Genomic DNA, 26,948 nt, shown 5'->3' on the forward strand with positions numbered 1-26,948 from the left:
ATGAATAAATACTATGGGACGAAAAGGTGGAAAACGATTGAATAAAGCAATGGTTGCTGATGCCCTTCAGGCATTTTTTCAGGCTCACCCCAACGAGACATTCGCACTGAAACAGATCTTCAAAGCCCTCAGACTGGACACCCATCCAGCCAAGATGCTGGCCGTCGATGTGCTGGAAGAGATGACCTGGGACGACTACCTTATACAACCTGAGAGCAATGCCTACCGTCTGAACCTGAAGACACAGGTGCAGGAGGGCACTTTCGTGCGCAAAGCCAACGGCAAAAACTCGTTCCTGCCCGATGATGGTGGCAAGCCTATCTTTGTCAGCGAGCGCAACTCGATGTTTGCCATGGGTGGCGACCGTGTGCGTGTGGCCATGATGGCCCGTAGGCAGAACCATATCAGGGAGGCCATGGTCACGGAGATTTTGGAGCGCAAGCACGACCAGGCCGTGGGCATCCTGCAGGTAGAGAAAGATTTCGCCTTCCTTGTTACCGAAGGCAATATCTTTAATCACGATATACTCATTCCGAAAAAGAAACTGAAGGGCGGAAAGACCGGTCAGAAGGCGGTGGTGAAAATCACCCAGTGGCCCTCGAAAGACTCGAAGAACCTCATGGGCGAAGTGATCGATGTGTTGGGCAATCAGGGTGATAATAATGTTGAGATGCATGCCATCCTGGCCCAGTACGGACTGCCCTACAAGTATCCGAAGCGTGTGGAGGAGGCCGCCAACAAGCTTTCTGCCGAGATAACTCCCGAGGAGATAGCCCGTCGTGAGGATTTCCGTGATGTGCTCACCTTCACCATCGACCCGAAGGATGCCAAGGATTTCGACGATGCATTGTCGATAAGGGTAGCCCCGGCCTCCCATACTGCCTCCGAGGGGGCTCGCTATTACGAAGTTGGCGTTCACATTGCCGATGTGTCTCATTATGTGACAGAGGGAAGCATCATTGACCGTGAGGCTGAGCAGCGCGCCACGAGCGTCTATCTCGTTGACCGCACCATCCCCATGTTGCCCGAGCGGCTTTGCAACTTCATCTGCTCGTTGCGCCCCGATGAAGAGAAACTCGCCTATAGCGTCATCTTCATCATGGACGAAGAAGCCAATATCAAAGACTGGCACTTGGCTCATACCGTGATCAAGAGCGACAGAAGATTCTGCTATGAAGAGGTGCAGGAGATATTGACGGCCCCCGAAGTGGCTGCTAAAGATAGTCCAACTAAAGAAGCCCCCTCGGGGGCAGTAGAGGGGGCTCTTAGAGTTCTCGACCACATGGCGAAAGCCTTGCGCGAACGCCGTTTCAAGGGAGGTGCCGTGAAGTTTGACCGCGAGGAACTGCATTTCGATGTCGATGAGAGCGGAAAGCCCATACGCTGCTATTTCAAGAAATCGAACGATGCCACCCAGCTGGTGGAGGAATTCATGCTGCTGGCCAACCGTACCGTGGCAGAATTTATCGGAAAAGCTCAGAAAACTCCGAAATCTCAGAATAATCAGAAGTCTTCGCCAAAGGCCAAGACCTTCGTGTATCGTATTCACGACCAGCCCGACCCACAGAAACTGGAGTCGCTGCGGGCCGCTGTTGCACCATTCGGCTATAAGGTGAAAACCAGTGGCACGAAAGGCGCTATCTCGAAAAACCTGAACAAACTGATGGACGATGTGCAGGGACAGCGTGAGCAGAAACTGGTGGAGACTCTCGCCCTGCGTGCTATGATGAAGGCAAAATATTCTACCCATAATATCGGTCACTACGGACTGGCCTTCGACTATTACACCCACTTCACCTCACCCATCCGCCGCTATCCCGACACGATGGTGCACCGACTGCTCACCCGCTATCAGGAAGGCGGTCGATCGGTGAATCAGGAACACTACGAGGAACTGTGCGAACACTCCAGTCAGATGGAACAGACGGCTGCCAATGCCGAGCGCGACTCTATAAAATATAAAATGGTGGAGTTCATGGCCGACAAGGTGGGAGAGGAGTTTGATGCTCATATCTCAGGCATCCAGTCGTACGGCATCTACTGTGAAATAGACGAGAACCACTGCGAGGGACTGGTGGGCATGCACGACCTTGACGGCGACTACTATGACTTTGACGAGCGCAACTATTGCCTGGTGGGTCGTCGCCATCATCAGAAATATCAGTTGGGCGATGCCGTGCGCATCAAAGTGGCTCGCGCCAATATCGAGAAGCGCCAGCTCGACTTCGTACTGGCTGACTGAGAGCTGCTGACGGACAGCAACAGTATTCATCAGTTAAATATTAATTGAATATAGACAATTGTCGGAAAAAAGTAGTAACTTTGCACGCTCATTTTAAAAATAGGTAATTAGGAAAAAATTGTTGGATGAAGAAACTCTATATTGAAACCTACGGGTGCCAGATGAATGTGGCCGACTCGGAAGTGGTGGCATCAGTGATGCAGATGGCAGGCTATGAGACTTGTGAAAAGGCAGAAGAGGCCGATGCTGTGTTTTTGAATACCTGTTCGGTGCGCGATAATGCCGAACAGAAAATCTATCATCGTCTGGAAGCACTCAACGCCATGAGAAAGTCTAAGAAGCAGTTGATTGTCGGAGTACTTGGCTGTATGGCTGAGCGCGTGAAGGACGACCTGTTGGAAAATCATGGTGTTGACCTTGTGGCAGGCCCAGATGCCTACCTGTCGTTGCCCGATCTGACCGCTCAGGCCGAAATGGGGCATAAAGCCATCAATATCGAGCTTTCTACCAGCGAGACCTATAAGGATGTGGTGCCCCAGCGTATTGGCTTGGGCCATAAGATAGGTGGTTTCGTGAGCATCATGCGTGGCTGTAACAACTTCTGCCACTATTGCATTGTTCCTTATACCCGTGGTCGTGAGCGCAGTCGTGATGTGGAAAGCATCCTGCGTGAAGTGCGCGACTTGCGCGACCGTGGTTTCAAGGAGGTGACACTGCTGGGACAGAATGTAAATTCATATAAAGCCTCCTCCGAGGAAGGGGATATCCTATTCCATGAATTGTTGAGGAAAGTGGCCCGTGAGGCTCCAGAGATGCGCATCCGTTTCACCACCTCGCATCCGAAGGATATGAGCGATGATACCCTGCGTGTGATTGCCGAAGAGCCTAATGTGTGCAAACATATCCACCTGCCTGTGCAGAGCGGTAGCGACAGGATTTTGAAACTGATGAACCGTAAATATACCCGTGAGTGGTATATGGATCGTGTGGCTGCTATTCGTAGGATAATCCCCGACTGCGGTCTTTCTACCGATATCTTCGTGGGCTATCATGACGAGACGGAAGAGGACCATCAGTTGTCACTCTCGCTGATGCGTGAGGTGGGCTACGATTCGGCCTTCATGTTCAAATACTCTGAGCGTCCGGGAACCTATGCTTCGAAACATCTGCCTGATAATGTGGCTGAGGAAGAAAAGATTCGCCGACTGAACGAGCTTATTGCCCTGCAGACAGAAATCTCTGCCCAGCAGAACAAAAAGGATGAGGGCAAGGAGTTTGACGTACTGGTGGAGGGTTTCTCAAAGCGCAGTCGCAGTCAGCTTTGCGGTCGCACTGAACAGAACAAGATGGTGGTGTTCGACAAGGGCAACCATCATATTGGAGAGACCGTGCGCGTGCGCATTACGGGGAGCACGAGCGCGACGCTGTTTGGTGAGGAGGCTTGATGGGTTTTGATGGGCTTAGTGGGCTTTGATGGGTTTTGATGGGTCTGATGGGCTTAATGGGTTTAATAGGCTTTGGGGTGAGGAGCCTATTAGACCCATTAAGCCCATCAGACCCATCAGACCCATCAAAACCCATCTTCTATTAACTCATCGTAATTGACATCATTGCGGATTATTCTTTTGCGGTTCAAATCGTATTTGGGCGAAAGAATATTCCGCTTTTCTATATATTCGGGAGTACTGATTCCTCCTAAGTAAATGAGCAGGTGGGGCAGGTCGCAACTGAAGAAACGGCGGTCGGCACTGGTCTTTACGGCTTCTGCCACATCGGGATGATTCACACGGAACGAGTCGGTCATGAAAAACATAAACGGAATCTCATACTGATAGTGGGCCACTTCAGGATAGAGAGTACCCTCGTTGGTGCGCTCATACTGGTTGCGCCAGTCGTAGGCCTCTTCGCCATGATCGGAGAGATAGATGGCAATGGCATCTTTCTCACGCACCATATTGAACACAGAATCAACGATATAGTCGTTATAGTATGTGGCATTATCGTAGTGGGCAGCCGTCTGCTTGCCCAGTTCTCCTCCGTAGGGCGTCTTCTCATCCTCTGGATTGAAACGGGCAAACTCTGCAGGATATTTTTTGTCGTACTTCACATGCTGGCCCTCAAGGTGGACAATGAGCAGGGTAGGCTTAGCCGCGAGTTCGTCGGCAGAAGGAATCTGATCGATGAGCATGCCGTCATAGGTGAACACCGATGAGTTGCGACGCGAGAACTGCAGGTCTGACAGTTGGGCATGATTGAAAATAGTGCCTCCGGTGTAGTCCCACACGTTGGTCTGTTCCATCGCAAACTGATTGGTGTAGAAGTCAACCTCGTAGCCGGCTTTCTTGAAGATAGCGGGAAACAGCGTGTGCTGGGTCCAGTCGTCATTGCCTTCGTCATCCCAGGTGGAGAACATGTATTTGAAGGCGTTTGAAGTGAAATTGTAAGGAGTCACTGCATTGTTGTAAACAATCAGACTTCCCTCGTTGCGTTTCTTCAATAAACGTGGGGTAGTAGGCAGTTCGTAGCCATAGAGCTGAGAGTGATGCTTGTTGTAGGACTCGCCGATGACCAGTACGATGAGCGGACAGCGATAGCTGCAACTATCTACCTGAGTTGCTTCAACCGATTCGGCAAGCACGTCGAGTTCGGCCGATGAGGCCATGTTGTATGCCACTCCGTAGGCCAGACGCACGAAAGGAGTGTTGAGGTGTGGACGGTAGTGAGGGTCGTTGCAAACAGTGGTGCTGGCACTACTGAAACATTTGGTCAGTTTGTAATAGGCCGAAATCTGACGTATTCCTGACCACAGAATGAGAGCTGTTCCCAAACAGATAATGGCTCGCCTGCCAGTAAACTGACGTCGTGAAAGTTTTGAAAAGAGAAAAGATAGGGCGGCCATACCCATTGTGAGCATCACGGCATACCAGGTGCTCCACTGTGTGAGAGCGGCGTTGATGAACTCTGAACTCTCCTTGTTGTTGGTTTCGAACAACAGCAGAATGACGTAGATCGTGAAATTGGAGTGATAAAAGAAAATGGTGAAGAGTTCACTGAACAGAATCGTCGTAGCAACGATGGGAATGACAAATCCAAGCCGGACTTTCTTCAATGCGTAAGAAATCAGACATAACAGATAGCAGTCGAAGATGGGCAATAGGGTTGAAAGAAAAGCATCAGTACCTGTTCCCGTCAGATTGTCGGCAATCTTGATGGTATAGACCATCAGCAACAGGAAAAAGAATAAGGTGCGGCAGTGTGAGATGGGCTGAAAAACTAAAGATACAAATCGGTTGGCTCCCTTTAGAATTGCCGACCATCTATTATTTGTCATTTTCATGTTCAATGGAAAAAATAATTGTCTGTATTTGACGACAAAGTTATTAAAAAAATGTAACATGGGCGCAATGATTATACAATTTTTCCTATCTTTGCGGCCAAAAGGTACATTTTTGAACGAGATGAAGAGACACCTGTTGTTTTTACTGGGTATATTCGTGATGACGATGCTCGTTTTTGCGCTAGCAAAAGTGATATTCATGCTTTGCAACTTAGGAAGTCAGGATTTTGTTTTTGGCGATATGGTAAATGTTCTGACTCATGGGTTCTCGCTCGATTTTTCCACTTCTTTATATGTACTCTCCTTTCCACTGTTGGCTGTCATGGCATCGGTTTGGGTGAAACTGCCTAAGTGGGTGTGGAACATTTATTTCCTACTGATAGCCATCGCCATGTCGTTGGCTTTCGTGGCCGATGTGAGTCTGTACGAGTTCTGGCATTTCAAACTCGATGCATTCTGTTTGCAATATTTAGAGACGCCCACCGAAGCAATGGCCAGCGTGACCTGGAGCTATCTTATGGTAAGAGTGTTGGCGTTTCTGGTGGTGACAGGACTGATATTTGTTGCCTATCGCAGCGTAGTAAAAACATTTTTGACGGCAGACTCTCATCCAGTTTCTTCTCGTCCCTCTCTTACCGCACGAAGCATCGAATTCCTCCTATACTTTGTTCTTATCCCCTTCATTGTGATTGGTATTCGTGGCGGTCTTGGAGAATCGACCACTAACATAGGACAGGTCTATTACTCGGGAAATCAGTTTCTGAACCATGCAGCTGTGAACCCCGTGTTCAGTTTTCTGTCGTCGATAGGAAAGTCGGGTGACTATATCGTCAGTTATGAATATTTTGAGGTAGGGGAATGTCAGAAATTTACAGAAGGACTATACAATACGGAAAGTGTTGACCCCGATACACTTCTGAATACGAACCGGCCAAACATCGTTCTGATCGTGATGGAAAGCTGTGGCAGTCAGTTTACGAAGGTTGGCGGTCATCCTGAGATTATGCCCCGTCTGGATCAGTTGGCCGACGAAAGCGTGAACTTCACCGAGTGTTATGCCAATTCATGGCGCACCGACAAGGGGGTGGTGAGCATACTCAGCGGCTATCCGGCATTCCCTGTTACATCGGTTATGAAGATTCCAGAGAAAAGTCGTAAGTTGGCATCGATTGCCGCCTCGCTGAAAGATGAGGGCTATTCAACCAGTTTCTTGTATGGTGGCGATATTAACTTCACCAATATGCGAAGCTATGTGATAGGAACGGGATTCGACCAACTGACGTGGAAAGCTGACTATACCCGTGAAGAGCAGCAAACAGCCCAGTGGGGCGTGCGCGACGATCTGGTGTTTGCTTCACTGCTCAGTGAGATTAAGCAGGAACAGTCTTCTCACTGGATGAAAACCATGCTCACACTGAGTAGTCATGAGCCTTGGGATGTGCCGACAAAGGTGTTGGATGATGAGGTGTATAATGCCTTCAACTACCTGGATCAATGTATCGGTAGCTTTATAGACAGTCTGAAGCAGTTGCCCGTGTGGGATAATCTGCTTGTTGTCATTATGCCCGACCACGGTTTCCGCTATAAAGGAATTGATGAGACGACTCGGCTCTATAATCATATCCCAATGATATGGACAGGTGGCGCAATCCGTGAGCCACGAAAGATAGAAGCCGTTTGTAATCAGAGCGATTTGGCGGCAACCCTTTTTGGACAGCTTCAGATAGACCACAGCGCTTTCACCTTCAGTCGCGATGTGATGGGTAAACAATATCAACAGCCGTTTGCCTATCATACCTATAACAATGGTGTGACTATTATCGATTCATTCGGCTTTATGGCCTATGACCTCGATGTGAATCAAATCATTGCACAGGAAGGAGATAGCGTGGAAAACAAGTTGAAAAGGGCACGTGCCTTACTGCAAATAACCTCTGCTGATTTGATTGAGAAGTAAGCCTATGTAGTCTTGATGATGGCTGCCTTCACTTTCGGTAGAATCGGAAGAACCTCACCTAAAGAACCTGTTCAGTTCCCTGATGGCTTTATCAAAGTCTTTGGGCTTGATGTGATAGTTCTCAACTGGATTCAGTTGGGCATCGGTAACCTCTATGTAGCCGGCACCTTCTTTGGTGAGAATTGTATCGCCCTCTACAAGGAAAGCATAGCGCAGCTCATTGCCCACGAAGTGCCACAGACGGTTTGTGGAGTCGTTGAGCAAAAGCCCCGCAGAATAATCATCCAAAGGATTGGTAACCCCCAGGTAGTCGTGCATCAGCGTAGGCACAAAATCGTAGTGTGTGGTGCGGTGGGTATAGCGGTGAGCTATCGAATCGCCGGGAATATGTGCGATGAGCGGAACACCAATCTGATAGGTAGAGAAGTTGGAGTTATGCCCCCAGTAGTTCTTGTGGTTCTCATTATATTCCTGTGCATGGTCGCCGGTGATATAGATAAGCGTATTCTCATACATACCCTGCTGTTTGAGTTGACCAATCAGTTCGCCCACCATCTTGTCGGTCTGATAGGCGGAGTTGCGATACAGATTCCAGAATGGGGTAGGGTCCATATCGTTGTTTAGCACATCGAACTTTCCGTACTCCCATGAAGGTTGGAAACGAGTCAGTAATTCCTTTGGCAGACTATAGGCATGAAGCAAATCAAAGAAAATGAAGGCGAAGAATGGTTTCTCACCAGCTTTCAGATTTGGCAGGTCGGCAATCAAATCGTCTTTGATGCGCTGGTCACGTTCGTAGGCTGTATTTCCCTCAGTATCGGTGCGTAGGTTGGGAACGTGGCTGAACAGAATACGACGGAAGTCGGGCGCTTTCAGCGTGGCACTGGGATATGCCCGGAAATCGTAGCCGGCATCCAGTAGCTGATCGATGAGCACAGGGCTGGTGCGGTTGGCCTCAAACACACTATAGTAATAAGGCTGCACGCCCGTAAAGAGTCCGAACACTCCGTAGCGCGTACCGTTGCTGCAACTCACGTGGTTGTCAAACCATTGTTCTTCGTGTGCCAGTTGGTAGAGGTTGGGCATGCACTCAGGGGTGAGAGCTTGCTTGCTCCAGGAGTCAATCAGAATGAAGACAATGTTGGGCCGCTTGGCTAAAGCACTGTCAACAGTCAACTCATGAATAGGATAGCACAGATCGCCATCGCCAGCCAGATCTCCATCCACTTCGAGAACCGTTCGTGTAAAACCGAGGTCTTTCAGAAATCCAGTGGCAGACAGTGGGAAGTAGTAAGGCACCAAGCGAGCACTCTTCACGATAGTGGGCTTCAGAACAAAGGAACCATAAATATGAATGCCGTTGGCGGTGAACAGCATGGCCAGCAGCAGACAGGTACTCTTGATGAGTTGGGAGTTGACAATTTTTGAAGATAACTTTAAAGAAACGAACCAAAGAGCAATACTGATGGCTACGATACCTAAGAGCATGATTCCTTCGGTGAAATACAGCTTTGCATCGAAATCAAAAATATCGCCTGCACCGGGACCGGTCAGCAGGTTCATAATAAAACCGTTGATATGAAAACGATAGATGCGATATACCTGCATGTTGATAAACGCTGCTACTGCCAGCAAACTGACCGAGCCTACAAACAATGAGGCGGCAGTGCGGTGCAGGCGTAATAGGTGGAACGGCAGGTAGAACACCAACATGAACGCCAGTATGAAGAGTGCTGCATGCGAAAAGCACGATGTGACGAAGAATACCCAACCGATGAAATCCATCGACTGCACAATAGAATCGCCCCAGGCATAGCAGAGGAGGATAATGCCCAAAAAGAGGGTTGAAAAGAAGTGATAAAGAATAGCTGTTTTAAAACTTTTCATATTGCAAAGGTACGAATAATTCATAATTCATAATTCATAATTCATAATTATTTTTTACCTTTGCGGCATGAAAACGAAGATTCTGAACTATCTTAGACCCATTGGTTCGGTACTTTTCAACCTATTGCTGGCCTACGTTGTTTATTTTATAGCCCGTGTGGCTTTTTTGTTGGAGAACTGGAACCTTTTTGCTGAGAGTATAACCGCCAGCCACTTGTTAGAATTGTTTTCGGGTGGTGTGATGTTCGATACTACTGCTATCCTTTATACAAATGCACTTTGGATAGTGATGATACTCTTCCCCTTGCATCTGAAAGAGCGTCGCGCTTATCATACTGTTTGCCGATGGGTTTTTGTGGTTGTCAATGTATTGACGTTTGCACTCAACCTAGGCGATTCCGTCTATTTCCGCTACTCAATGCGCCGCACCACAACGACTATTTTCCAAGAGTTTGAAAACGAGAATAACCTGGGTGGTATCTTCTTGACTGAAGCCCTCTCACATTGGTATTTCTTCCTGTTGGCAGGACTGATAGGATGGGGACTGTGGAAGTTGTATGCGATGCCTATCACCGGTGCATCTGAAAAGAAAGGTGCCAGAACCGTTTATTCAGCATCTGTCAAGTACTATCTGACGATGACCGTTTCGCTGCTGGGTTTCGTTCCATTCTGCGTGGCCGGTATGCGTGGCGGTTGGACGCGCGATATTCGTCCCATTACCGTGTCGAATGCCAATAACTATTGTGACCGTCCTACAGAGACAGGCATCGTGCTGAACACACCGTTTGCATTGATTCGTACTATAGGAAAGAATCTTTACGTGGTGCCCGACTATTTCCAGACGGAAGAAGAAATGGTCAGCGTGTTCAATCCTATTCACCAGCCAATAGTTTCCGATTCTGTCAAAACTTTCAAAAACAAAAATGTAGTGGTGATTATCATAGAAAGTTTTGGCCGAGAGTATATTGGAGCCTACAATAAGCATATTCCCGGATACAAGGGCTATACACCGTTTACCGATTCGCTGATAGCCAATGGGGCCCTGACCTATCGCTATAGCTATTGCAATGGCAGAAAGTCTATCGATGGTATGCCTTCTATCCTGTCGTCTATTCCAATGTTTGTCGAGCCTTTCTTCTTATCACCCTATTCTGTGAATCATGTGTCTGGAATAGCCGATTGTTTGAATGGAAAAGGCTATGAGACAGCTTTCTTCCATGGCGCTGAGCGTGGCTCGATGGGCTTCTTAGCCTTTGCCCGTGCTACGAAATTTAAGGACTATTATGGTCGTGAAGACTATGTGGCTGATGGTCGTACGGGAGGCGATAAGGACTTTGACGGATGGTGGGGCATCTCGGATGAACCCTTTATGCAATACTACTGCATGAAGATGTCGGAGATGAAACAGCCTTTCATGACAGCACTCTTCACCCTGTCGAGCCATCATCCGTTCCGTGTGCCCGAGCCCTATAAGGATGTGTTCAAGGAAGAGAATCCTGATATGCCTGTCTATAAGGTGATTCGCTATACCGATATGGCACTGCAGCACTTCTTTGAGAGTGCAAAGAAACAACCTTGGTTCAAGAATACCATTTTTGCCATAACCAGCGATCATACCAATCAGACGTATTTCGAGGAGTATCGTACCGATCTTGGAGGCTTCTGCTCACCTGTGATATTCTATGATCCCAGTGGTGAGATGGGAAGTGGAATGGTGGACGCCATTGCTCAGCAGACCGATATTATGCCCACTATTCTCGAATATCTGGGCTATGACCAGCCTTATCTGACCTTTGGCATCGACTTGCTTCATACGCCTGCCGATGAAACATGGGCAGTAAACTATCTGAATGGTATCTATCAATATGTAAAATACGGGCATGTAATGCAATTTGATGGTGAGAAAGTGACGGGTCTCTATTCATTGGACGACCGTTTGATGAAGCATAACCTGATAGAAAATAATTCTCAACTCTCAACTCTCAATTTTCAATTGCAAGAAATGGAACTCGAGTTGAAAGCCATTATCCAGCAATACATGGAAAGAATTACCGAAAACAGGCTGATTCCAGATACCTCTGCTGAGAAAAAATGAAGAAAAGAAATGCCTCTAAGTTTTTTTTTATATCTTTGCAGGCAAATCCACAGACCTGAATTTGAAATAATCTGCATGATGTTATGAAAAAAGATGTTTTGAGTAAAGTTATACAACTAGGCTTCTTTATGGTAAAAGTATTGTCTTTACTGCCATTGAGAGTGCATTATCTTATTTCAGACATGATGTATTTTATCATTTATTATGGAGCGCATTATAGGCGCAAAGTGGTCCGTAATAACCTTACCTCAGCTTTCCCGGAAAAAGATATCAAGGAAATCAAAAAAATAGAGCGTCAGTTCTACCGTTGGTTCTGTGACTATATTGTTGAGACCTTCAAGATGGCTTCTATCAGCCGAGAGGAAATGGCTCGAAGAATGGTTTTCAAAGGAACAGAAGAAATTGAGAAATGCTGGGCAGAAGGACAGTCGTGTGGAGTGATGCTTGGTCACTATTGTAATTGGGAGTGGGTGAGTACCTTGCCCCTTGCCTTGTCGGAAAAAGGAATATGTGCCGAACTTTATCATCCGATAGAAAATCCTGAGACCAACCAGTTCTTCATTGAACTTCGCCAGCGTTTTGGCAGTGTATGTATTCCTATGGAGCGAGCTTTGCGCGATATAGTGAAATACAGACGGGAAGGGCGCCCCTTAGTAATTGGTTATATTGCCGACCAAAAGCCCAACTGGCGCAATATTCACCTGTGGATGAACTTCTTGAATCATAATACCCCAATGTTTACAGGTTCTGAGCGCATCATTAAGCGTACAGGACAGGCCTTCTTCTATGGAGATGTGCGTAGAGTAAAACGTGGTTATTATGAGTGCGAATTCAAACTGATTGATCGCCATCCGGATAATGTCCCCGACTATCAGCTTACCGAACGCTATATGCATGAACTGGAACAGACCATTCGTCGCGATCCTGCCCTTTGGCTGTGGAGTCACGACCGCTGGTCGCGTACCAAAGAAGAGTTTGACTACCGCTTCCGCGTGGAAGGGGAAAAGGTGTTTGAGAAAGTCACGGAGGAAGAGTATGCCCAGCATATGGGGTGGAGAAGCTATTGGAAACATTAATATCTGTTGAGAGAAATGGAAGAGCCCCGTCGCGTATTGTTCACAATGAGCCGCTTTCTAGATGGTGGTATTGATACAATCCTGATAGAGTATCTGCGGTGGTTTGCCGCTAATGAACAATATGAAGTAACCTTAGGCATCGCTATCTGTTTGGATGAATTGGAGGTTTACCGTAGTCAGTTGCCCGCTAATCTTAAAGTGGAATACTATGTTAAGAACCAGTGGTTGACCTACCTGTATAAAAAGCGAGTCAAGAAAACCATTTCTCCACTTGCCAAGGCTGTTGATGAGGTGTTCTTGGTACCCATACGCAAAAGGATGCTGAGCAAAAGACTCAAACAGAGTGCTCAAGAGCATGATGTACTTATCGACTTCGATTGCTGCTGCTATTCGCTGCTGAAGTCGGTGAAAATCAAGAAACTCGCTTTTTTCCATTTCAGTTTTGAGCATTTCGCTAAGCAAGACCGTCGGCGAATGAAACGCATTGGTAAGTATCTGGAAAACTATGACCATGTGGTACTGATTGCTAAAGGCATGAAGAAAGAAGCCGACAGAATGTTTCCTGCACAGACCAATAGATTTAAGGTTATCTACAATCCGAAGGATGAAGATACCGTTCTGCGCCTTGCTGCCGATACCCCCTCTGACGAAGCAATCAAACAGCCTTTTATTCTTGCCATTGAGCGCTTGACCACTCCAAAGGATATACCGACACTCTTGAAAGCGTTTCAGATACTCCGTGATAAGTATAATCATCAGGAGAAACTGTATATTATAGGAAAGGGAGAAGAGGAAAAAGCTCTTCGTAAAATGGCCGAAGAACTATGCATTGCCGATGATGTGTTGTTTCTCGGTTTCCAAGCCAATCCGTTACCGTGGCTGAAGGCCAGCAAGATGCTGGTGCATAGTTCGCGATTTGAAGGACTGCCTACAGTACTGCTTGAAGGTCTGTTCTTGAAAAAGCTGATGGTTGCGACAAATTGCCCGATAGGAACTGCTGAGGTTTTAGCCGATGGAAAGGCCGGATTGTTAGCTCCGGTAGGCAATGCTCGGGAATTGGCTGTTGCCATGCATCGAACCCTTTCTGATGCTGCATTGCAGAAAGAATTACTTGACTATGGACAGAGACAGAGAAAGTCGTTCTCTATGGATACCGCAGGGCACCAGTTGGAACAGCTTATAAAGGATGAGCCCTGTCCACGAATACTCTTTGTCATCAGTCGTTTTCTTGATGGAGGCATTGATTCCGTGTTAATAGACTATCTTCAGGCGTTGTCGGCCAGTGGAAAGTATCAGATTACACTGGCTATCGAGCAGGATATGGACAAACTTGAGGTGTTTTATGCTAATATTCCTAAGGAGATAGTTGTGTACCACATTGTGGAGAATAATTTCCTAATGAAATGGAGACGGCGTAAGATAACTCAGACAATACCATTGTCGAGGAAAATCTATGATGAGAGCGTGCTGGCTCCTATCCGACGTTTTATTATAAAGAGAAACTTAAAACGTCTGGCTGCCAAGAATGATGTGGTTATCGACTTTGACTGCTGTTCCTATTCATTGCTGGCTGGAACACATACGCCAAAGTTGGCCTGGTTCCATTTCAGTTTTGAAGAGATGATGCATACCAACAAACGGCGCATGATGAGAATAAGTCGCTATCTTTGTAATTACGAGAAAGTGGTGACTATCAGTAAGGCCATGTATGATGAAGGCAGAAGGTTGCTTCCGCATCTGACCAGTAAGTTATGTCTTATCTATAATGCCAAGGACCGAGAAGAACTCCTTGCACGTGCTGACGAGATTGTTGACAACGATCTGCTCAACCATCCATATATTCTGGCTGTAGAACGACTGGAAGAGAGTCAGAAAGACCTCTCTACATTGCTGCGCGCTTATCAGATTCTAAGACAACAATATCACCATACGGAACTTCTTTATCTGCTCGGAAAAGGACAGTCCGAACAGGAACTGAAAGAACTCGCCGAATCACTGGGCATAGCCAATGATGTAGTGTTCCTGGGATTCCATGAAAATCCATATCCGTGGATGAAGAATGCCCGTTTGTTAGCCCATAGTGCCAAGATGGAAGGTCTGCCCACGGTATTGTTGGAAGGACTTATGCTCAACAAGCTGATAGTCTCTACTGATTGCCCTACGGGACCAAGTGAGATTCTCAATAAGGGCAGGGCAGGGCTTCTTGTGCCTGTTGGCGATGCACAGGCAATGGCAGATGCTATTCATAGACTGTTGACAGATGAGGCTTTGCAGGAAAAGATCTTAGCGCAACTGAAGCAACACAGACGCCATTTTATGTACGAAGAAACCGAACGGTTGTTTGATGAATTGATATTTGAAGTATTGAAGAAATGAACGAACCCTTAGTCAGTGTCATAGTACCCAACTACAGCCATGCTCCCTATTTGCGTGAGCGTATAGACAGCATTCTGAATCAGACGTTTCAGGACTTTGAGTTGATATTGCTTGATGACTGTTCGCCCGACAATAGTCGTGAGATTATCAACAGCTACAAGGATAATCCCCACGTGAGTCATATTGTACTGAACGAGGAGAACACTGGTAATACTTTTGTCCAATGGGAAAGAGGAATTAAGCTGGCGCAGGGTAAGTATATCTGGATCGCTGAGAGCGACGATGTGGCAAAGCCTAATTTGTTGGAGACTCTTATAAATGAATTGCGAGCTACTCCTGGAGCTGTAGTTGCTTTCACCCATTCTCAGATGATTGATAGTAATAGTCAGCCAATGACTCTTACCTGGCATCCTAAGGGAAGCTCAGGTAAAGTAGAGGTGTATGGCGGACAATGGTTCTTGAGACATAAAATGCTTGTAAAAAACCATATTTATAATGCCAGTATGGTTGTATTCAAGAAATCTGCTTATTCTAAGATGCCGAATAAGTATCAGCAATATCGGTACTGTGGGGATTGGATGTTTTGGAACTATTTGTGTGCTCAAGGACAAGTGATTGAAGTTTGCAGACAGTTGAATTTATATCGTCAGCATGAGCGTAAGGTAACAGTGGATTCTCAAAAAGATGGCCGTAAGTGGCGTGATATTGCTGGTGTCCTTTTAGACCTGTCGGAAATGATGAAATTGAATAAATTCCAACGTCGCTGTTTACGAGGTAGATGGACCAAGCGTCTGAATAAGGAGGACAATAATCATGAATTAGATTGTCTGAGAACGGAATTTCGATTCCTTTTTGGTGGCACTGCTGTTGACATGACGCTATATGAAATAGGAAAGCTATTGGGATTCCTTAAAGCTATGTAAAACTCTTTCAAATTGTGCGCAGATACTATTTTTACTAAACGATATCACCATTTCAGAGGCATTGAGTCAATACTCTACTGAAATGGTGATAATGTTATATAGAACGAGCTGATTATTCTTTATAATACTTTATAAGAAGATTTGTTAAGTTATGCATTGAATATTTTTCTGCTGCTATGGTTGCACAGTGACATGCATCTTTATATATAGTATTCTTTTCAGAGTATTCTTTGATAGCCGAATCCAATGATTCAGGATCAGCTTCATTATTATTAATTGGAATAATAATACCAGCATTTCCGTCAGTGGTCTCTACCATATTTGGTATTTCGCCAATATTTGTGGCAATTACTGGCTTTCCAACTTGAAAGGCCTCAAGGATGCATAATGGAAAACTTTCTCCTGAGTAGGTGGATGGTAATAGGACAAAGTCGGCTGCGTTAAAGAATGATGTAACATCATTAGAATAACCAGCGAAATAAGCCCATTCATTTTTGTCTTTTTTCATAGATTCATATAGAGGACCATCGCCGATGAAAATGACACATATATCTTTGCCTGTAGCTTTTCGTGTCCTTTGAATAGACTCATAAGCTGATTTCCATCCTTTTTCTGGTAACGCACGACTAGCAATCGCTGCTATAATAGAATCATCCCTGAAACCACATTCCTTGATGATTTCCTTGCGTGTCTTCTCTATAGGAGTGCTTGGAACGGCATTGAATACCTTTTTGAACATATCTCTGTTAGCACCATATTCAACCATAATGGATAGATTCTTTTCAGCAATGTAAAGCCATTGGTGCACTTTTTTCAATAGCATAGGAATTTGCACCTTAAGATAGCGTTCAGGTATAGTTTCATACATGCCGTGTAAGGTAACGATTTGTTTGACATGGTCGGGCTTGTTCTCAGCAATTCCGCAATCGACACTTGCATGGTGGGTGTGTGCATATTCAATACCAAGCTCCTTGAAAAGATGCTTTATAATACTGAAATCCCATCCGATAGAAATAACAGGAATATCATTTCTCAGTTTCTTTCGGATAGCTTCATTGCGGGTAGTTCCACTACAGTCAATAAAAGTGATTGCTAAACCAGCTTCTTTCAAAGCATTGGCTTGGTCGATGGGCACTTTTTCTCCACCACCTGTTGAGAATGCATAACAACAGATGGCAAGATTTGGTAAGCGATTACTTTTTTCTTCGATTATTTCTTCATTACAAAATATTTGATTAAATATTTCATCGGAATAATCATTACGATTCTGTTTCCAAAAATTCCGTAGATGAGATACCATCCAATTGAGTCCTTCAGAATCGATATTATATAATTTTGCAAGGTATTTCCTAACAATCTGGTGCTCTTGATAGTACAAGTCTTTAGAATGTAATCCGACAGAAGTGTTCGACTGATGCTGACGATAATAGTTGGTGGTTTTTGTCGTATAATAGATATAACCGCCACGGATAAGATATAAATAGAATATCCAGTCGCCACATACCTTCATGTGGTTCCATTGATTATCGTTGAAAAGGGGAAAGTCTAAAGGACGACGGAAAATACAACTGCTGACATTTGGAATGATGTTCTTCTTCGAAAAGTAATTCTTTACGCATTCATGCGCGGAAATCTTATGAGAATGATCATATTTCTTGCCTCCAATGTCGTGAAGGTATTCTTCTATTGTCCATGTTTTAGTGTCATTCGTCATAAAATCAGTTCGCGAGAAAGAAAGCATCACTGATTCATCACTGAATTTAGGAAGCAATTTTTCTGTAAAATCCAAATCGCACCAATCGTCACTTTCGGCTATCCAAATGAAATCTCCTTTTGCTTCGCTAATACCTTTTTTCCATTGAGCAAAGGGAGAACCAGAGTTGGTCTCGTTTAGTATGAGTTTTGTTCTATCTGAATATTTTTCTGCATATTCTCTTAAGATAGTTACGCTATCATCGGTCGAAAGGTCATCAAGTAGGATAACTTCATAGTTTTTATAATTCTGATTGTAAATAGTGTCTAGTCTCTTCTGAAGGAAAGCTTGGTGGTTATAATTGGGGACGATGATGCTTAAGAATGGTTTCTTTTCTTCAAGCCATTTACTGTCCTTTTCTTCTTCAGTAATATGCGCAAAGATTTGATATCCCATTTTCTTTCCTTTTTTCAAATAGTGCACCAATGGGTTTATCATCTCTTCTTTAACTTCCGGATAAGTTTCTAAATATCGAGATGTCGAAAATTTCTCCGAAGGATCGTATCCTAATCTGTATCCATGTTTCAGGTAGTGGTTAATGGGCGATTTTACCTTCATGTCGTAAAGATATTTATCGGAGTACCATTTTTTGTCAAAAAGATGTGATGACTTTATTAAGAAGATTGTATGAACCTTCTCAACGGCATGTGATATGAATTTGGGTATAATTGTCATTTTTTTCTCGTTATTATATTATCAGAAATGTTTCTTTAATTTCTTGATTTTTTTACAAATGCTTAAAATTGGCTTGATTATAGCAATATCCTTTATTTCTTTTAGCTGCTGTTCTTGGTTAGCGCAGACTCTTAGGAGATGTTCAATGTCTAATTGGTGTAGTTGTACACAGTCAAAAAAGATATCACCTCTTATAGAGTATTTTCTATTGGAAGGATCTGTTCGCAAGAGATGAACAAGAGTGTAAAGTTCTTGTTTGTATTGAAGATATAGAATGTCATGCAGTCCGCTATTGTCATGGAGACTTTCATTCATTAGTAACTGCAAATTATCAATAATGGATAATTGGAAAAAACTCTCATCGTTTCGGCAAATACTATTGTTGCGTATTCTGTAATATAGCAGATATTTTGGAATAATGAATTCGTTTAATTGTTTAGATTTCATGATTTTTGCAAGATCGTACATGAACAGCATATCCTCGTTCACTCTTCCAACACGAAATCGCACGCTTTGGAATAAATCAGCTCGGTATAGTTTATTCCAAACTGGGTGTGGCGTTTCTTGAAGAATTTTATTCCTTCCAAAATCATCACCTTTGACAATGACATTGTTCGTAAAATCCCATTTCTTGTCCATGATATCAATTTTTCCATCGGTATCAGTATAAAAGAGACAGGAAGCGATACCAAGAGTGTCATCTTGTTTGATGATATCGTATAAAGTATGATACATCTCAGGTTCAATGTAGTCATCACTGTCTAAAAAAGCAAAATACTCTCCAGTTGCAACCTCCAATCCTGCATTTCTCGCATCACTTAAGCCTCCATTCTTTTTATGGATTACTTTAATCCTTGAGTCTTTTGTAGCCCATTCGTCACACATTTTTGGACAATGATCAGGAGAGCCATCATCTACAAGAATGACTTCAAGATCAGTATAGGTCTGATTAATAACAGAGGAAACGCACTGATCTAAGTACTCTTCAACTTTGTAAATTGGTATAATGACAGAAATCATGCTATATTTAATCTTAATATGGTTTGAATGAAGCCAAACTGTAGCGTTCTTTTCCAATCATGGTATATCTTTTCTTTGATACAGGTTATATCGCAAGTGTCTTGCAGCCATGTGTCATAAAAATGAGAATTCTTACCATAGCTATTGTCGAGAATAGTTATTTTCTTTCCTAATAATAGAGCTAAAATGGCGGCATGAAGTCTTGTTGTTATTATTTCGTTGTAAGAACTGATTTGCTTGATTCCTGTCTCAATCATGTATGGCAACAAAGTGTCTAAGGCATACTCATTAATTGAACTGTGAGGTGAGTTTCCCAAAATCATCTCGCGCAATCGCTCGGTAGTATCGTTTGGGTGTTCTATGATTTCCCAGTCTGAGATATCAGTGGAGACGGGCGTTGATTGGTTAATAATTGTATCTAATGTCTGTGATTGTTTGTATTCATCGTCAATCCTCTTGAAGATGAGCCTCTCTTTTGCTATTCCTACGCTCAATGAGTGTATGAAATCAAGGTCGCAATAGAATGCCATATCGGGAACAAGCATAATATTTCCCGAAAAGCGAAAACGTCGAAGGAAATCGTAGCTATAATAATCTCTGGCGCAAATGATTAAATGCTTATGCTTGCGCATAGATAATACATCCTTTCGAAGTAATGATGTATCCTTATAGAAGACAGTTTGAGGAAGGATAATGATTTTGTTGTCAGGATATTTTTCTATCACAGCAAGACGGAAGTCTTGGTTTGATCTGTATAGATTTCCAAAATTGCCTCCACCTTGCATGACAATAATAGTATCCTTTGGTATATCAATGAAATCGAATGTGGAGAAAGCTGCTCTGTGAAGACATTTGTATGGAAGTTCACTTAAAAAAGTTTCTGTTCCTTTCCAAATGAGTGCATCGCCAGGATTGATGTAAAATGGAAGCTCAATGAAAATATAGTCATTGTCAATGAGCGGTGAGATGCTTTCCTTTATTTTGTCTCGTAGCTCCTTTATTCTCACAATTTGTTCTGTCATGAATCTATCTGTATTTTAATTCTTTACTTTTATTAGCTGGTCGTAGTCAACTCCTTTATGTATTAAACGCTTACGTGAGCAATTATAATGGGGAGATAACAAGTCCTTGTCTTCATGATAATCTTTTATTCGGATACCGCCTAAATGAAAGAGTAGATTTGGTAGGTCGGTAAGTGTGAATGGTTTTGTTGATGAGGATTTTATTTCTTCAGCTATATCCTTATGCTTATCCTTGAAAGTATCAGTCATATAAAACATGAATGGGACTTCATATTGATAACGTGCAATTTCTGGCAGTATCTTTTCCTCGTCTGTTCGCATATATTTGTTTCGCCAATCAAAAAGCTCTTCTCCATGGTCGGAGAAATAAAGTGCTACCATGTCCAGCTTATTGAACATAGAGAAAAGAGAATCTACGACAAAATCATTATAGTATGTTGCATTCATGTAGTCTGCAGCTATTTTTCGTTCTTTAGGCCCTCCATATTTTGTATGTACCTGTTCTGGTTTAAAATGTTCGAAATCTTTTGGGTATCGCTCTGAATAGGGAACATGTTGTCCAAGTAAATGGACTAGTAACAAAGTCGGTTTTGAAATCAGAAGATCCATAGAGGGAATGTCACCTAATAATTCCAGATCATACTGATGCTCATGTTCGTTTCTTGAAGTGAATTGCAATTCTGAGAGCCGAAAATGATTGAATAACGTTCCTGCAAGAATGTTGTATTTATCTGTTGATTTAGATGTAAACTGATTTGTAATGAAGAATACATTATATCCAGCTTTTTTAAATACAGCACTGAAAAGTGTGTGATTAAACCAATAATCATTACAGGTATCATCCCAAGTGGAAAACATATGTCTAAATACAATATGTGTATGATTGAAGGGAGAAATGACATTATTGTATAGAATCAAGTTCTTGCTGTCAACTCTTTCTTGCAACCGTGGCGTGTTCATTACTTCACTTTTATTATAGAGGTAACTGTGATGCTTGCTATAGGATTCTCCAATAACAACTACAATGAGAGGGCACTTAAAAGAACAACTATCGACAACAGAGTTTTCGACCGATATATTTAATGTCTTTAATTCAGCTCCTGAAAGAACGCTATTATAAGCAATGCCATACAATATTCGATTTAAAGGGGTTGTAAGTTCTGGCATGTTTTCTTCTTCTTCACATTCTATACTATATTTGGCCTGAAAACAATTACTTACTTTTTTGTATGAATCATATTGTCTGATTCCTGACCACACTAAAAAAGGAAGAAAAACAAAAGCCCATAAAGACTTGTAAGGAAAACTTTTTTGGGAAGCTCTTGTAATTAGTAAAGAAAGAAATATGATGAAGAAAAAAATGGAGAAAGTTATAACAGATTCTGACGATAATAAGACAGATTGGATGAATTGTGGTCCCTCTCTTGTGTCTGTTTCCAAAATCAGTTGGATTGTATATCGATTGAATAGTGAATGATTAAAAAAGACGACAAAAGACTCAGAATAAAGTAATAAGGAAATAATTAAAATGGAAAGCCATCTCAATTTGAGAAAGCTTAATAGAAAAGCGCACAAACAGAATAGATAACAGTCAAAAATGGAAAGTAAGCATGTTGAAAAAATGCTGTTATCTATCCCATTTAAGTTGGCGATAATAGATATCGTTATACTCATCAGCCAAGAAAAAACAAATAGGAATTTATTTCTCTTGATAGGATATAAAATAACATTGACACCTTTGCCAATATAAGCCGTCATAAAGTCTATTGAAGTGAAGGCTTGTTTCATACTTTCTCTATTAATACTGCATGTCTTACAGTCTTTTGTAATAGTTGTTTCTTATTATGAGCTATGCTTATAATAACTTCCATTCATCTATACACCTTTTTTCAAGGTTGAAGTTGGCGCCAATCTTGAAGAGTTTACGTGAGTCTGCTGCGAAGGGAAGGGCGTATTCTTTCTCTTCGATCTGTTGAAGGGCAATGTCTGCAGACTGGTTGAGTTTGAACTCAAGAATGTAAATGTAGTCTTGGGTCTTGGTGACCATGTGGAAAGCAAGAGTGACTTGCCGAAGTGTCGGGGACGACTCAGAAAATAGTAGCGGCCCGTTGACGCCAACTTGTAAACCAGCGCAGTCTTGTCCACGTAGGCATAGCCGTCCATCCGCAGACTTTCGAAGTTTTGGATTCCGATAGGATATTTTACCAACTTCTGTTCCATAGGCAAAGAAAGATGGATAATGTAGGGCCTTTTTATATAGCAGTCTTATAACTGCTGCATGTCGTAGAGGCGCTTGTAGTAGCCGTTCTTCTCAATGAGTTCCTCGTGCTGACCGCGCTCCACAATCTCGCCTTCATAGAGTACGCAAATCTCATCGGCATTCTTGATGGTGGACAGACGGTGGGCAATAGCGATGGTGGTGCGGCTCTTCATCAGTCGCTCCAGGGCTTCCTGCACCAAGCGCTCACTCTCGGTATCAAGGGCTGAGGTGGCCTCGTCAAGAATAAGGATTGGGGGATTCTTCAAGATGGCGCGGGCTATTGAAACGCGCTGGCGCTGTCCGCCTGAGAGACGTCCACCACGGTCGCCAATCATTGTATCGTAGCCGTGCTCGCTCTCCATGATGAAATCGTGGGCATTGGCTATCTTGGCAGCCTCTATCACCTGCTCCTTCGTGGCATTGTCAACGCCGAAAGTAATGTTGTTATAGAAAGTGTCATTGAACAGAATAGCCTCCTGGTTCACATTGCCGATGAGTGAGCGTAGTTCTGAGATGCGCAGTCCCTTGATGTTATGGCCGTCAATGAGCACCTCGCCTTCCTTCACATCGTGATAACGGGGAATAAGGTCAACCAATGTGGATTTACCTGAGCCCGATTGACCCACCAGAGCGATGGTCTTGCCTTTAGGAACGGTGAGATTGATATGCTTCAATACGGGGCGCTCGTCAATATAGCTGAATGAGACGTTGCGCAGTTCTATTTCTTTTTCAAAAGCGGGTAGGGGTTGTGGATTCTCTGGTTCCTTGATGGGGTTGTCTGCTTTCAGGATAAAGTCGATACGGTCCATAGAAGCCAGGCCAAGGGGTATCTGATAAGTTGCCTTTGAGAGTTCTTTCAATGGGTTGATGACACTATAGAGAATCACCATGTAGAAAATAAAGGTAGAGGCGTCAATGAGGTTTGATTCGCTCAAGATGAGTGAACCGCCGAACCACAATACAATCACGATGATGATAGTGCCCAGGAACTCCGACATGGGGTGAGCAGCGTTCTGGCGGATAATCATGGAGTTCATTCCCTTGCGGAATTCGTTGTTGACAAATTCAAATCGCTTCTCCATCTTCTTCTCGGCTATGAAAGCCTTGATGATGCGTAGTCCGCCTAAGGTCTCGTCGAGCTGTGCGATGATGTCGCCCCACTGGCCTTGAACGGCAGCCGACTGGCTCTTCAATTTACGACTAACGATGCCCATAATCCATCCGGCAATAGGAGCAACGACCAGTACGAAGAGTGTCATCTGCCAACTGACGGTGAACAGGGTGAAGAAACATACCAGGATGGCTATTGGCTGGCGGATCAGCATGTCAATACTGCTTGTGATAGAACCTTCCACCACCTGTACATCGGCCGACATACGGGCTATGATGTCGCCCTTGCGCTCTTCTGAGAAGAAGCTAAGGGGAAGTCTAAGCACTTTCTCGTAAACCTGAATACGGATGTCGCGAACCACACCTGTACGCAGTGGTACCATCACCGATGATGAGGCGAAATAGCCGGCTGTTTTCAGGGCTGTCATCACAATCAGTGCCACACCCATGAACACCAGCGTGAGGAAAGCTCCATGATTGGCAATCAGCTCTTGAACGTATGCATAGCCGTTGTTAACAAGTACATCCTTGTTGATGTGGTGCCAATCCACAGGCTGATAGGTATATACAGCCTGGTCTATTTTGAAAAGAATGTTCAGAATAGGTATCAGGACAACAAACGAGAATACGTTAAGCCATTGCGATACAAAGTTCAGCACTACCGACCATACGAGAAACTTTCTGTAAGGCTTCAGGTAGCGCGACATTATGGAGAAAAACTGTTTCAGCATTATTGATATGTATTGATAATAGGTGCAAAGTTACGAATAATAATTGAATATTCAGTATTCAATAGTCTTTTTTGTCCTTTCTTCTAACAATTTGGCAACGATGACAAACTGGTAAACGGCATCGAGCAGGGCATGGATGAGACCTGCCTTTCCATCAAGAAAACCTCGTTTGATGAAATAAGACTTAACGAAACGGAATATCGGTCTTGCAAAGAGTTTCCCCACACCATAGTTCTTGTGCCTGCGGCGGGGCAACTCGTAATTAGAGTATGTGTCAGACTTCCTGATGATGTCGCTTACGGAGTCGTTGGCTAAATGGATGAAGGCCAGTTCTTTCTGATTCTTGGGTATGCGTACCACCCGGCCGTCAACCACTGGCGAGCAATGTATAACGGGCGGCCAATGGGTCTTTTCCTTTCGGAAGAAACGAAGTATGTAGTCGGGGTAGGCCGAGTGCAGGAACTGTCCCATGAAATAGTTCTTGCGTGGAATGGCAATACCGTCTGGGCAATCAGGTTTTGCTATTTCGCTATACAGATAGTCTTTCAGCTGAGGAGTAACCACTTCGTCGGCATCTACCACGAGCACCCATTCGCAACCTGCTTCATGAATGGCAAACTCGCGTGCCGGTTCTACAATGCTGTGCTGACCTTTTGGGAATGTGACAATACGACAGCCGTATTGCTGGGCGATGGCCCGTGTGTTGTCGGTACTCTCCATGTCGCAAACAAGAATCTCATCGAATTCCTTGACTGAATCGAGTACCTCTTTCAGGTGTTGTTCTGCATTGTAGGTGTTGATAACAACGGCAATCTGTCTGTCTTTATTCATAGGCGCAAAGATAGTAACTTTTTTCGATGAATTGTTATTTTTTGATAAGTATTTGGAAAAAACATCGTATCTTTGCGGCATGAAAGATAAAATCCAGTCTTTTTTTGCACGTCCGTTTTTTCGGGACTATCGTACTTTGCTCGGCCTTTGGCTTCTTCTGGCTGTGATTGCAGCCGTGATGAAGATGCATAGTCACAACAACTTCCTTATTTTTCGTGGCGTTTTCTGGCATACATGGCAACAGGTGTCGCTGTTTGCCGAATATCCGGCTGAGTATTGGGATGTCAATCACTATGGGCCATTGTTCTCTTTGGTTATTGCTCCTTTTGCTGTAGTTCCTGAGTGGCTAGGGCTGTTGCTGTGGTGCTTGATGTTGAGCCTGTTTCTCTATGTTGCCATTCGGCGTTCTTTACTGACCGACCATCAACAATTGTTTGTGCTTTGGTTTTGTGCTCATGAGCTGCTGACGGCTCTTTATATGCAACAGTTTAACATAGCTATCGCTGCTATCATCCTGTTGGCTTTCTTCTTGATAGAGAAAGAACGTGATGCCTCGGCAGCCTTTTTCATTGTACTTGGTACGCTGGTCAAACTCTATGGCGTTGTGGGCCTGGCCTTTTTCTTCTTCTCCAAGCACAAATTGCGTTTTGTCTTGTCACTGATAGGGTGGTCTGTGGTGCTGTTTGCTTTGCCGATGATCATAAGTGGCCCTGAGTATATTGTAGGACAGTATGCTGAGTGGATAGACTGTCTGGCAGGTAAGAATACTGAGAATCTTTTTGCTGACCATCAGAATATCTCACTCTTGGGAATGGTGCGCAAGATTTCGGGTGTGGCCACCTATAGCGACCTTTGGCTGATTGTGCCTGGCCTGTTGTTGTTTGGCTTGCCCTACCTTCGCTTCTCTCAGTATAAGTATATGGCCTTCCGTCAAACACTATTGGCTTCGGTGCTGATGTTTGTGCTGTTGTTCTCTACCGGTAGCGAGTCGAGCGGATATATCATTGCTCTGATAGGCGTAGTGGTCTGGTACACTTGTGTGCCTTGGAAACGAACGGGGTGGGATGTTGCTTTGCTGGTGTTTGCCTTTGTGCTGACCAGTCTTTCGCCCAGCGATCTCTTTCCGGCTTACCTGCGAAAGACCTTCGTTCAGCCCTATGCATTAAAGGCACTGCCCGTGGCCATTATCTGGTTCAAGCTGTGCTATGAGATGCTGCTGAACGACTATGCTCCAGCATCTACTGCTTGCGCACAAAAACAAACCGAAGAATCAGGAAATTGATGGGTACCACTACGATGAGTACCAATATACCGGCCAGTCGCTTTTCCATGCCGTAATAAAGGAAAAGATTCAGAATGCCGATTTCCAACAGATAGTTTACAATGTGGCTGGCCACAAAGCCAGCCGCATTCTTTTTTGACGGATGTTCTTTGAAAGTAAAGAATGTGGTCATGACATAGTTGACGCATAGCCCAACGCCATAGCCAACGGTGTAGGCAATCGTGGGCACCATCCATATCAGCGCTATCAGATAGGCGCCGTAGTGAATGAGCGTCGATAGCGATCCTGTGATGCCAAAGCGCACAATACGTCCCAGTTCTTTACTCCAGTTCTCTCTCATCTCTCATCTCTCAATTGTCAATTCTCAATTG

The 26,948-nt window shown here is 44.1% G+C and carries 18 protein-coding genes and 1 pseudogene; 8 read left to right on the top strand and 11 right to left on the bottom strand.

Annotation, left to right across the window (positions count from 1 at the left end; translation table 11 throughout):
• Positions 1–13: 13 nt before the first annotated feature.
• Both rnr and miaB read left to right on the top strand, forming a co-directional pair.
• A complete protein-coding gene (rnr, locus tag L6475_RS01215) occupies positions 14–2,242 on the top strand; it encodes a ribonuclease R (protein ID WP_237821713.1) in 2,229 nt (742 codons plus the stop codon).
• Positions 2,243–2,367: 125 nt separating this feature from the next.
• Positions 2,368–3,687, top strand: coding sequence for a tRNA (N6-isopentenyl adenosine(37)-C2)-methylthiotransferase MiaB (gene miaB / locus L6475_RS01220; protein WP_237821715.1), 1,320 nt, complete (start codon positions 2,368–2,370; stop codon positions 3,685–3,687).
• Positions 3,688–3,812: 125 nt separating this feature from the next.
• Here miaB and L6475_RS01225 read toward each other — a convergent pair whose 3' ends face one another.
• Complete coding sequence (locus L6475_RS01225; protein ID WP_237821717.1) at positions 3,813–5,573, bottom strand: phosphoethanolamine transferase; 1,761 nt, start codon at positions 5,571–5,573, stop codon at positions 3,813–3,815.
• A 127-nt stretch (positions 5,574–5,700) separates the two neighbouring features.
• On the opposite strand from L6475_RS01225, the gene L6475_RS01230 reads away from it, so the two are divergent.
• A complete protein-coding gene (locus tag L6475_RS01230) occupies positions 5,701–7,536 on the top strand; it encodes an LTA synthase family protein (RefSeq protein WP_237821719.1) in 1,836 nt (611 codons plus the stop codon).
• A gap of 54 nt (positions 7,537–7,590) precedes the next feature.
• On the opposite strand, the gene L6475_RS01235 is transcribed toward L6475_RS01230, so the two are convergent.
• Positions 7,591–9,423 (bottom strand): sulfatase-like hydrolase/transferase, encoded by a 1,833-nt coding sequence (locus L6475_RS01235; RefSeq protein ID WP_237821721.1) that lies wholly within the window; start codon positions 9,421–9,423, stop codon positions 7,591–7,593.
• A 67-nt stretch (positions 9,424–9,490) separates the two neighbouring features.
• Between L6475_RS01235 and L6475_RS01240 the strand changes: the two genes are divergently transcribed.
• From L6475_RS01240 to L6475_RS01255, 4 genes are all read left to right on the top strand, one after another.
• Complete coding sequence (locus L6475_RS01240) at positions 9,491–11,518, top strand: LTA synthase family protein (RefSeq protein WP_237821723.1); 2,028 nt, start codon at positions 9,491–9,493, stop codon at positions 11,516–11,518.
• 83 nt (positions 11,519–11,601) lie between these two features.
• Positions 11,602–12,594, top strand: a complete 993-nt coding sequence (locus L6475_RS01245) for a lysophospholipid acyltransferase family protein (protein WP_237821725.1) — start codon at positions 11,602–11,604, stop codon at positions 12,592–12,594.
• A 15-nt stretch (positions 12,595–12,609) separates the two neighbouring features.
• Positions 12,610–14,970 carry a glycosyltransferase gene (locus L6475_RS01250; RefSeq protein WP_237821728.1) on the top strand — a complete coding sequence of 787 codons (2,361 nt, stop codon included), beginning with the start codon at positions 12,610–12,612 and terminating at the stop codon, positions 14,968–14,970.
• A complete protein-coding gene (locus tag L6475_RS01255; RefSeq protein ID WP_237821729.1) occupies positions 14,967–15,893 on the top strand; it encodes a glycosyltransferase family A protein in 927 nt (308 codons plus the stop codon). The genes L6475_RS01250 and L6475_RS01255 overlap by 4 nt, the downstream gene beginning before the upstream one ends.
• Positions 15,894–16,005: 112 nt before the next feature.
• Here L6475_RS01255 and L6475_RS01260 read toward each other — a convergent pair whose 3' ends face one another.
• The 8 genes and pseudogenes from L6475_RS01260 to L6475_RS01295 form a co-directional block, all read right to left on the bottom strand.
• Positions 16,006–18,204, bottom strand: a complete 2,199-nt coding sequence (locus L6475_RS01260; protein ID WP_237821731.1) for a glycosyltransferase — start codon at positions 18,202–18,204, stop codon at positions 16,006–16,008.
• Between the two features lie 138 nt (positions 18,205–18,342).
• Positions 18,343–19,341: a glycosyltransferase gene (locus L6475_RS01265; RefSeq protein WP_237821733.1), complete on the bottom strand. Its 999-nt coding sequence runs from the start codon at positions 19,339–19,341 to the stop codon at positions 18,343–18,345.
• Positions 19,338–20,363, bottom strand: a complete 1,026-nt coding sequence (locus L6475_RS01270) for a polysaccharide pyruvyl transferase family protein (RefSeq protein WP_237821735.1) — start codon at positions 20,361–20,363, stop codon at positions 19,338–19,340. Before L6475_RS01270 ends, L6475_RS01265 begins: the two co-directional genes overlap by 4 nt.
• 15 nt (positions 20,364–20,378) lie before the next feature.
• A complete protein-coding gene (locus L6475_RS01275) occupies positions 20,379–22,151 on the bottom strand; it encodes a phosphoethanolamine transferase (protein ID WP_237821736.1) in 1,773 nt (590 codons plus the stop codon).
• A 67-nt stretch (positions 22,152–22,218) separates the two neighbouring features.
• A complete protein-coding gene (locus L6475_RS01280) occupies positions 22,219–22,410 on the bottom strand; it encodes a PD-(D/E)XK nuclease domain-containing protein (RefSeq protein ID WP_237821738.1) in 192 nt (63 codons plus the stop codon).
• A pseudogene (locus L6475_RS01285) lies at positions 22,409–22,583 on the bottom strand (AAA family ATPase); the annotation flags it as partial. The gene L6475_RS01280 and the pseudogene L6475_RS01285, both read right to left, overlap by 2 nt.
• A 45-nt stretch (positions 22,584–22,628) precedes the next feature.
• On the bottom strand, positions 22,629–24,464 hold the full coding sequence (locus tag L6475_RS01290; protein WP_237821740.1) for an ABC transporter ATP-binding protein: 1,836 nt from the start codon (positions 24,462–24,464) through the stop codon (positions 22,629–22,631).
• Positions 24,465–24,515: 51 nt separating this feature from the next.
• The gene (locus L6475_RS01295; RefSeq protein WP_237821743.1) at positions 24,516–25,295 is read right to left on the bottom strand and encodes a glycosyltransferase family 2 protein; all 780 of its coding nucleotides are present in this window, start codon (positions 25,293–25,295) and stop codon (positions 24,516–24,518) included.
• Positions 25,296–25,374: 79 nt separating this feature from the next.
• On the opposite strand from L6475_RS01295, the gene L6475_RS01300 reads away from it, so the two are divergent.
• A complete protein-coding gene (locus tag L6475_RS01300; protein WP_237821744.1) occupies positions 25,375–26,577 on the top strand; it encodes a glycosyltransferase family 87 protein in 1,203 nt (400 codons plus the stop codon).
• Here the strand turns inward: L6475_RS01300 and L6475_RS01305 are convergent.
• A complete protein-coding gene (locus L6475_RS01305) occupies positions 26,534–26,917 on the bottom strand; it encodes a GtrA family protein (RefSeq protein WP_237821746.1) in 384 nt (127 codons plus the stop codon). The genes L6475_RS01300 and L6475_RS01305 overlap by 44 nt on opposite strands.
• Between the last annotated feature and the right edge of the window lie 31 nt (positions 26,918–26,948).

The sequence above is a fragment of the Prevotella sp. E9-3 genome (assembly GCF_022024015.1).
In the GTDB taxonomy this organism is placed as follows: Bacteria; Bacteroidota; Bacteroidia; order Bacteroidales; family Bacteroidaceae; genus Prevotella.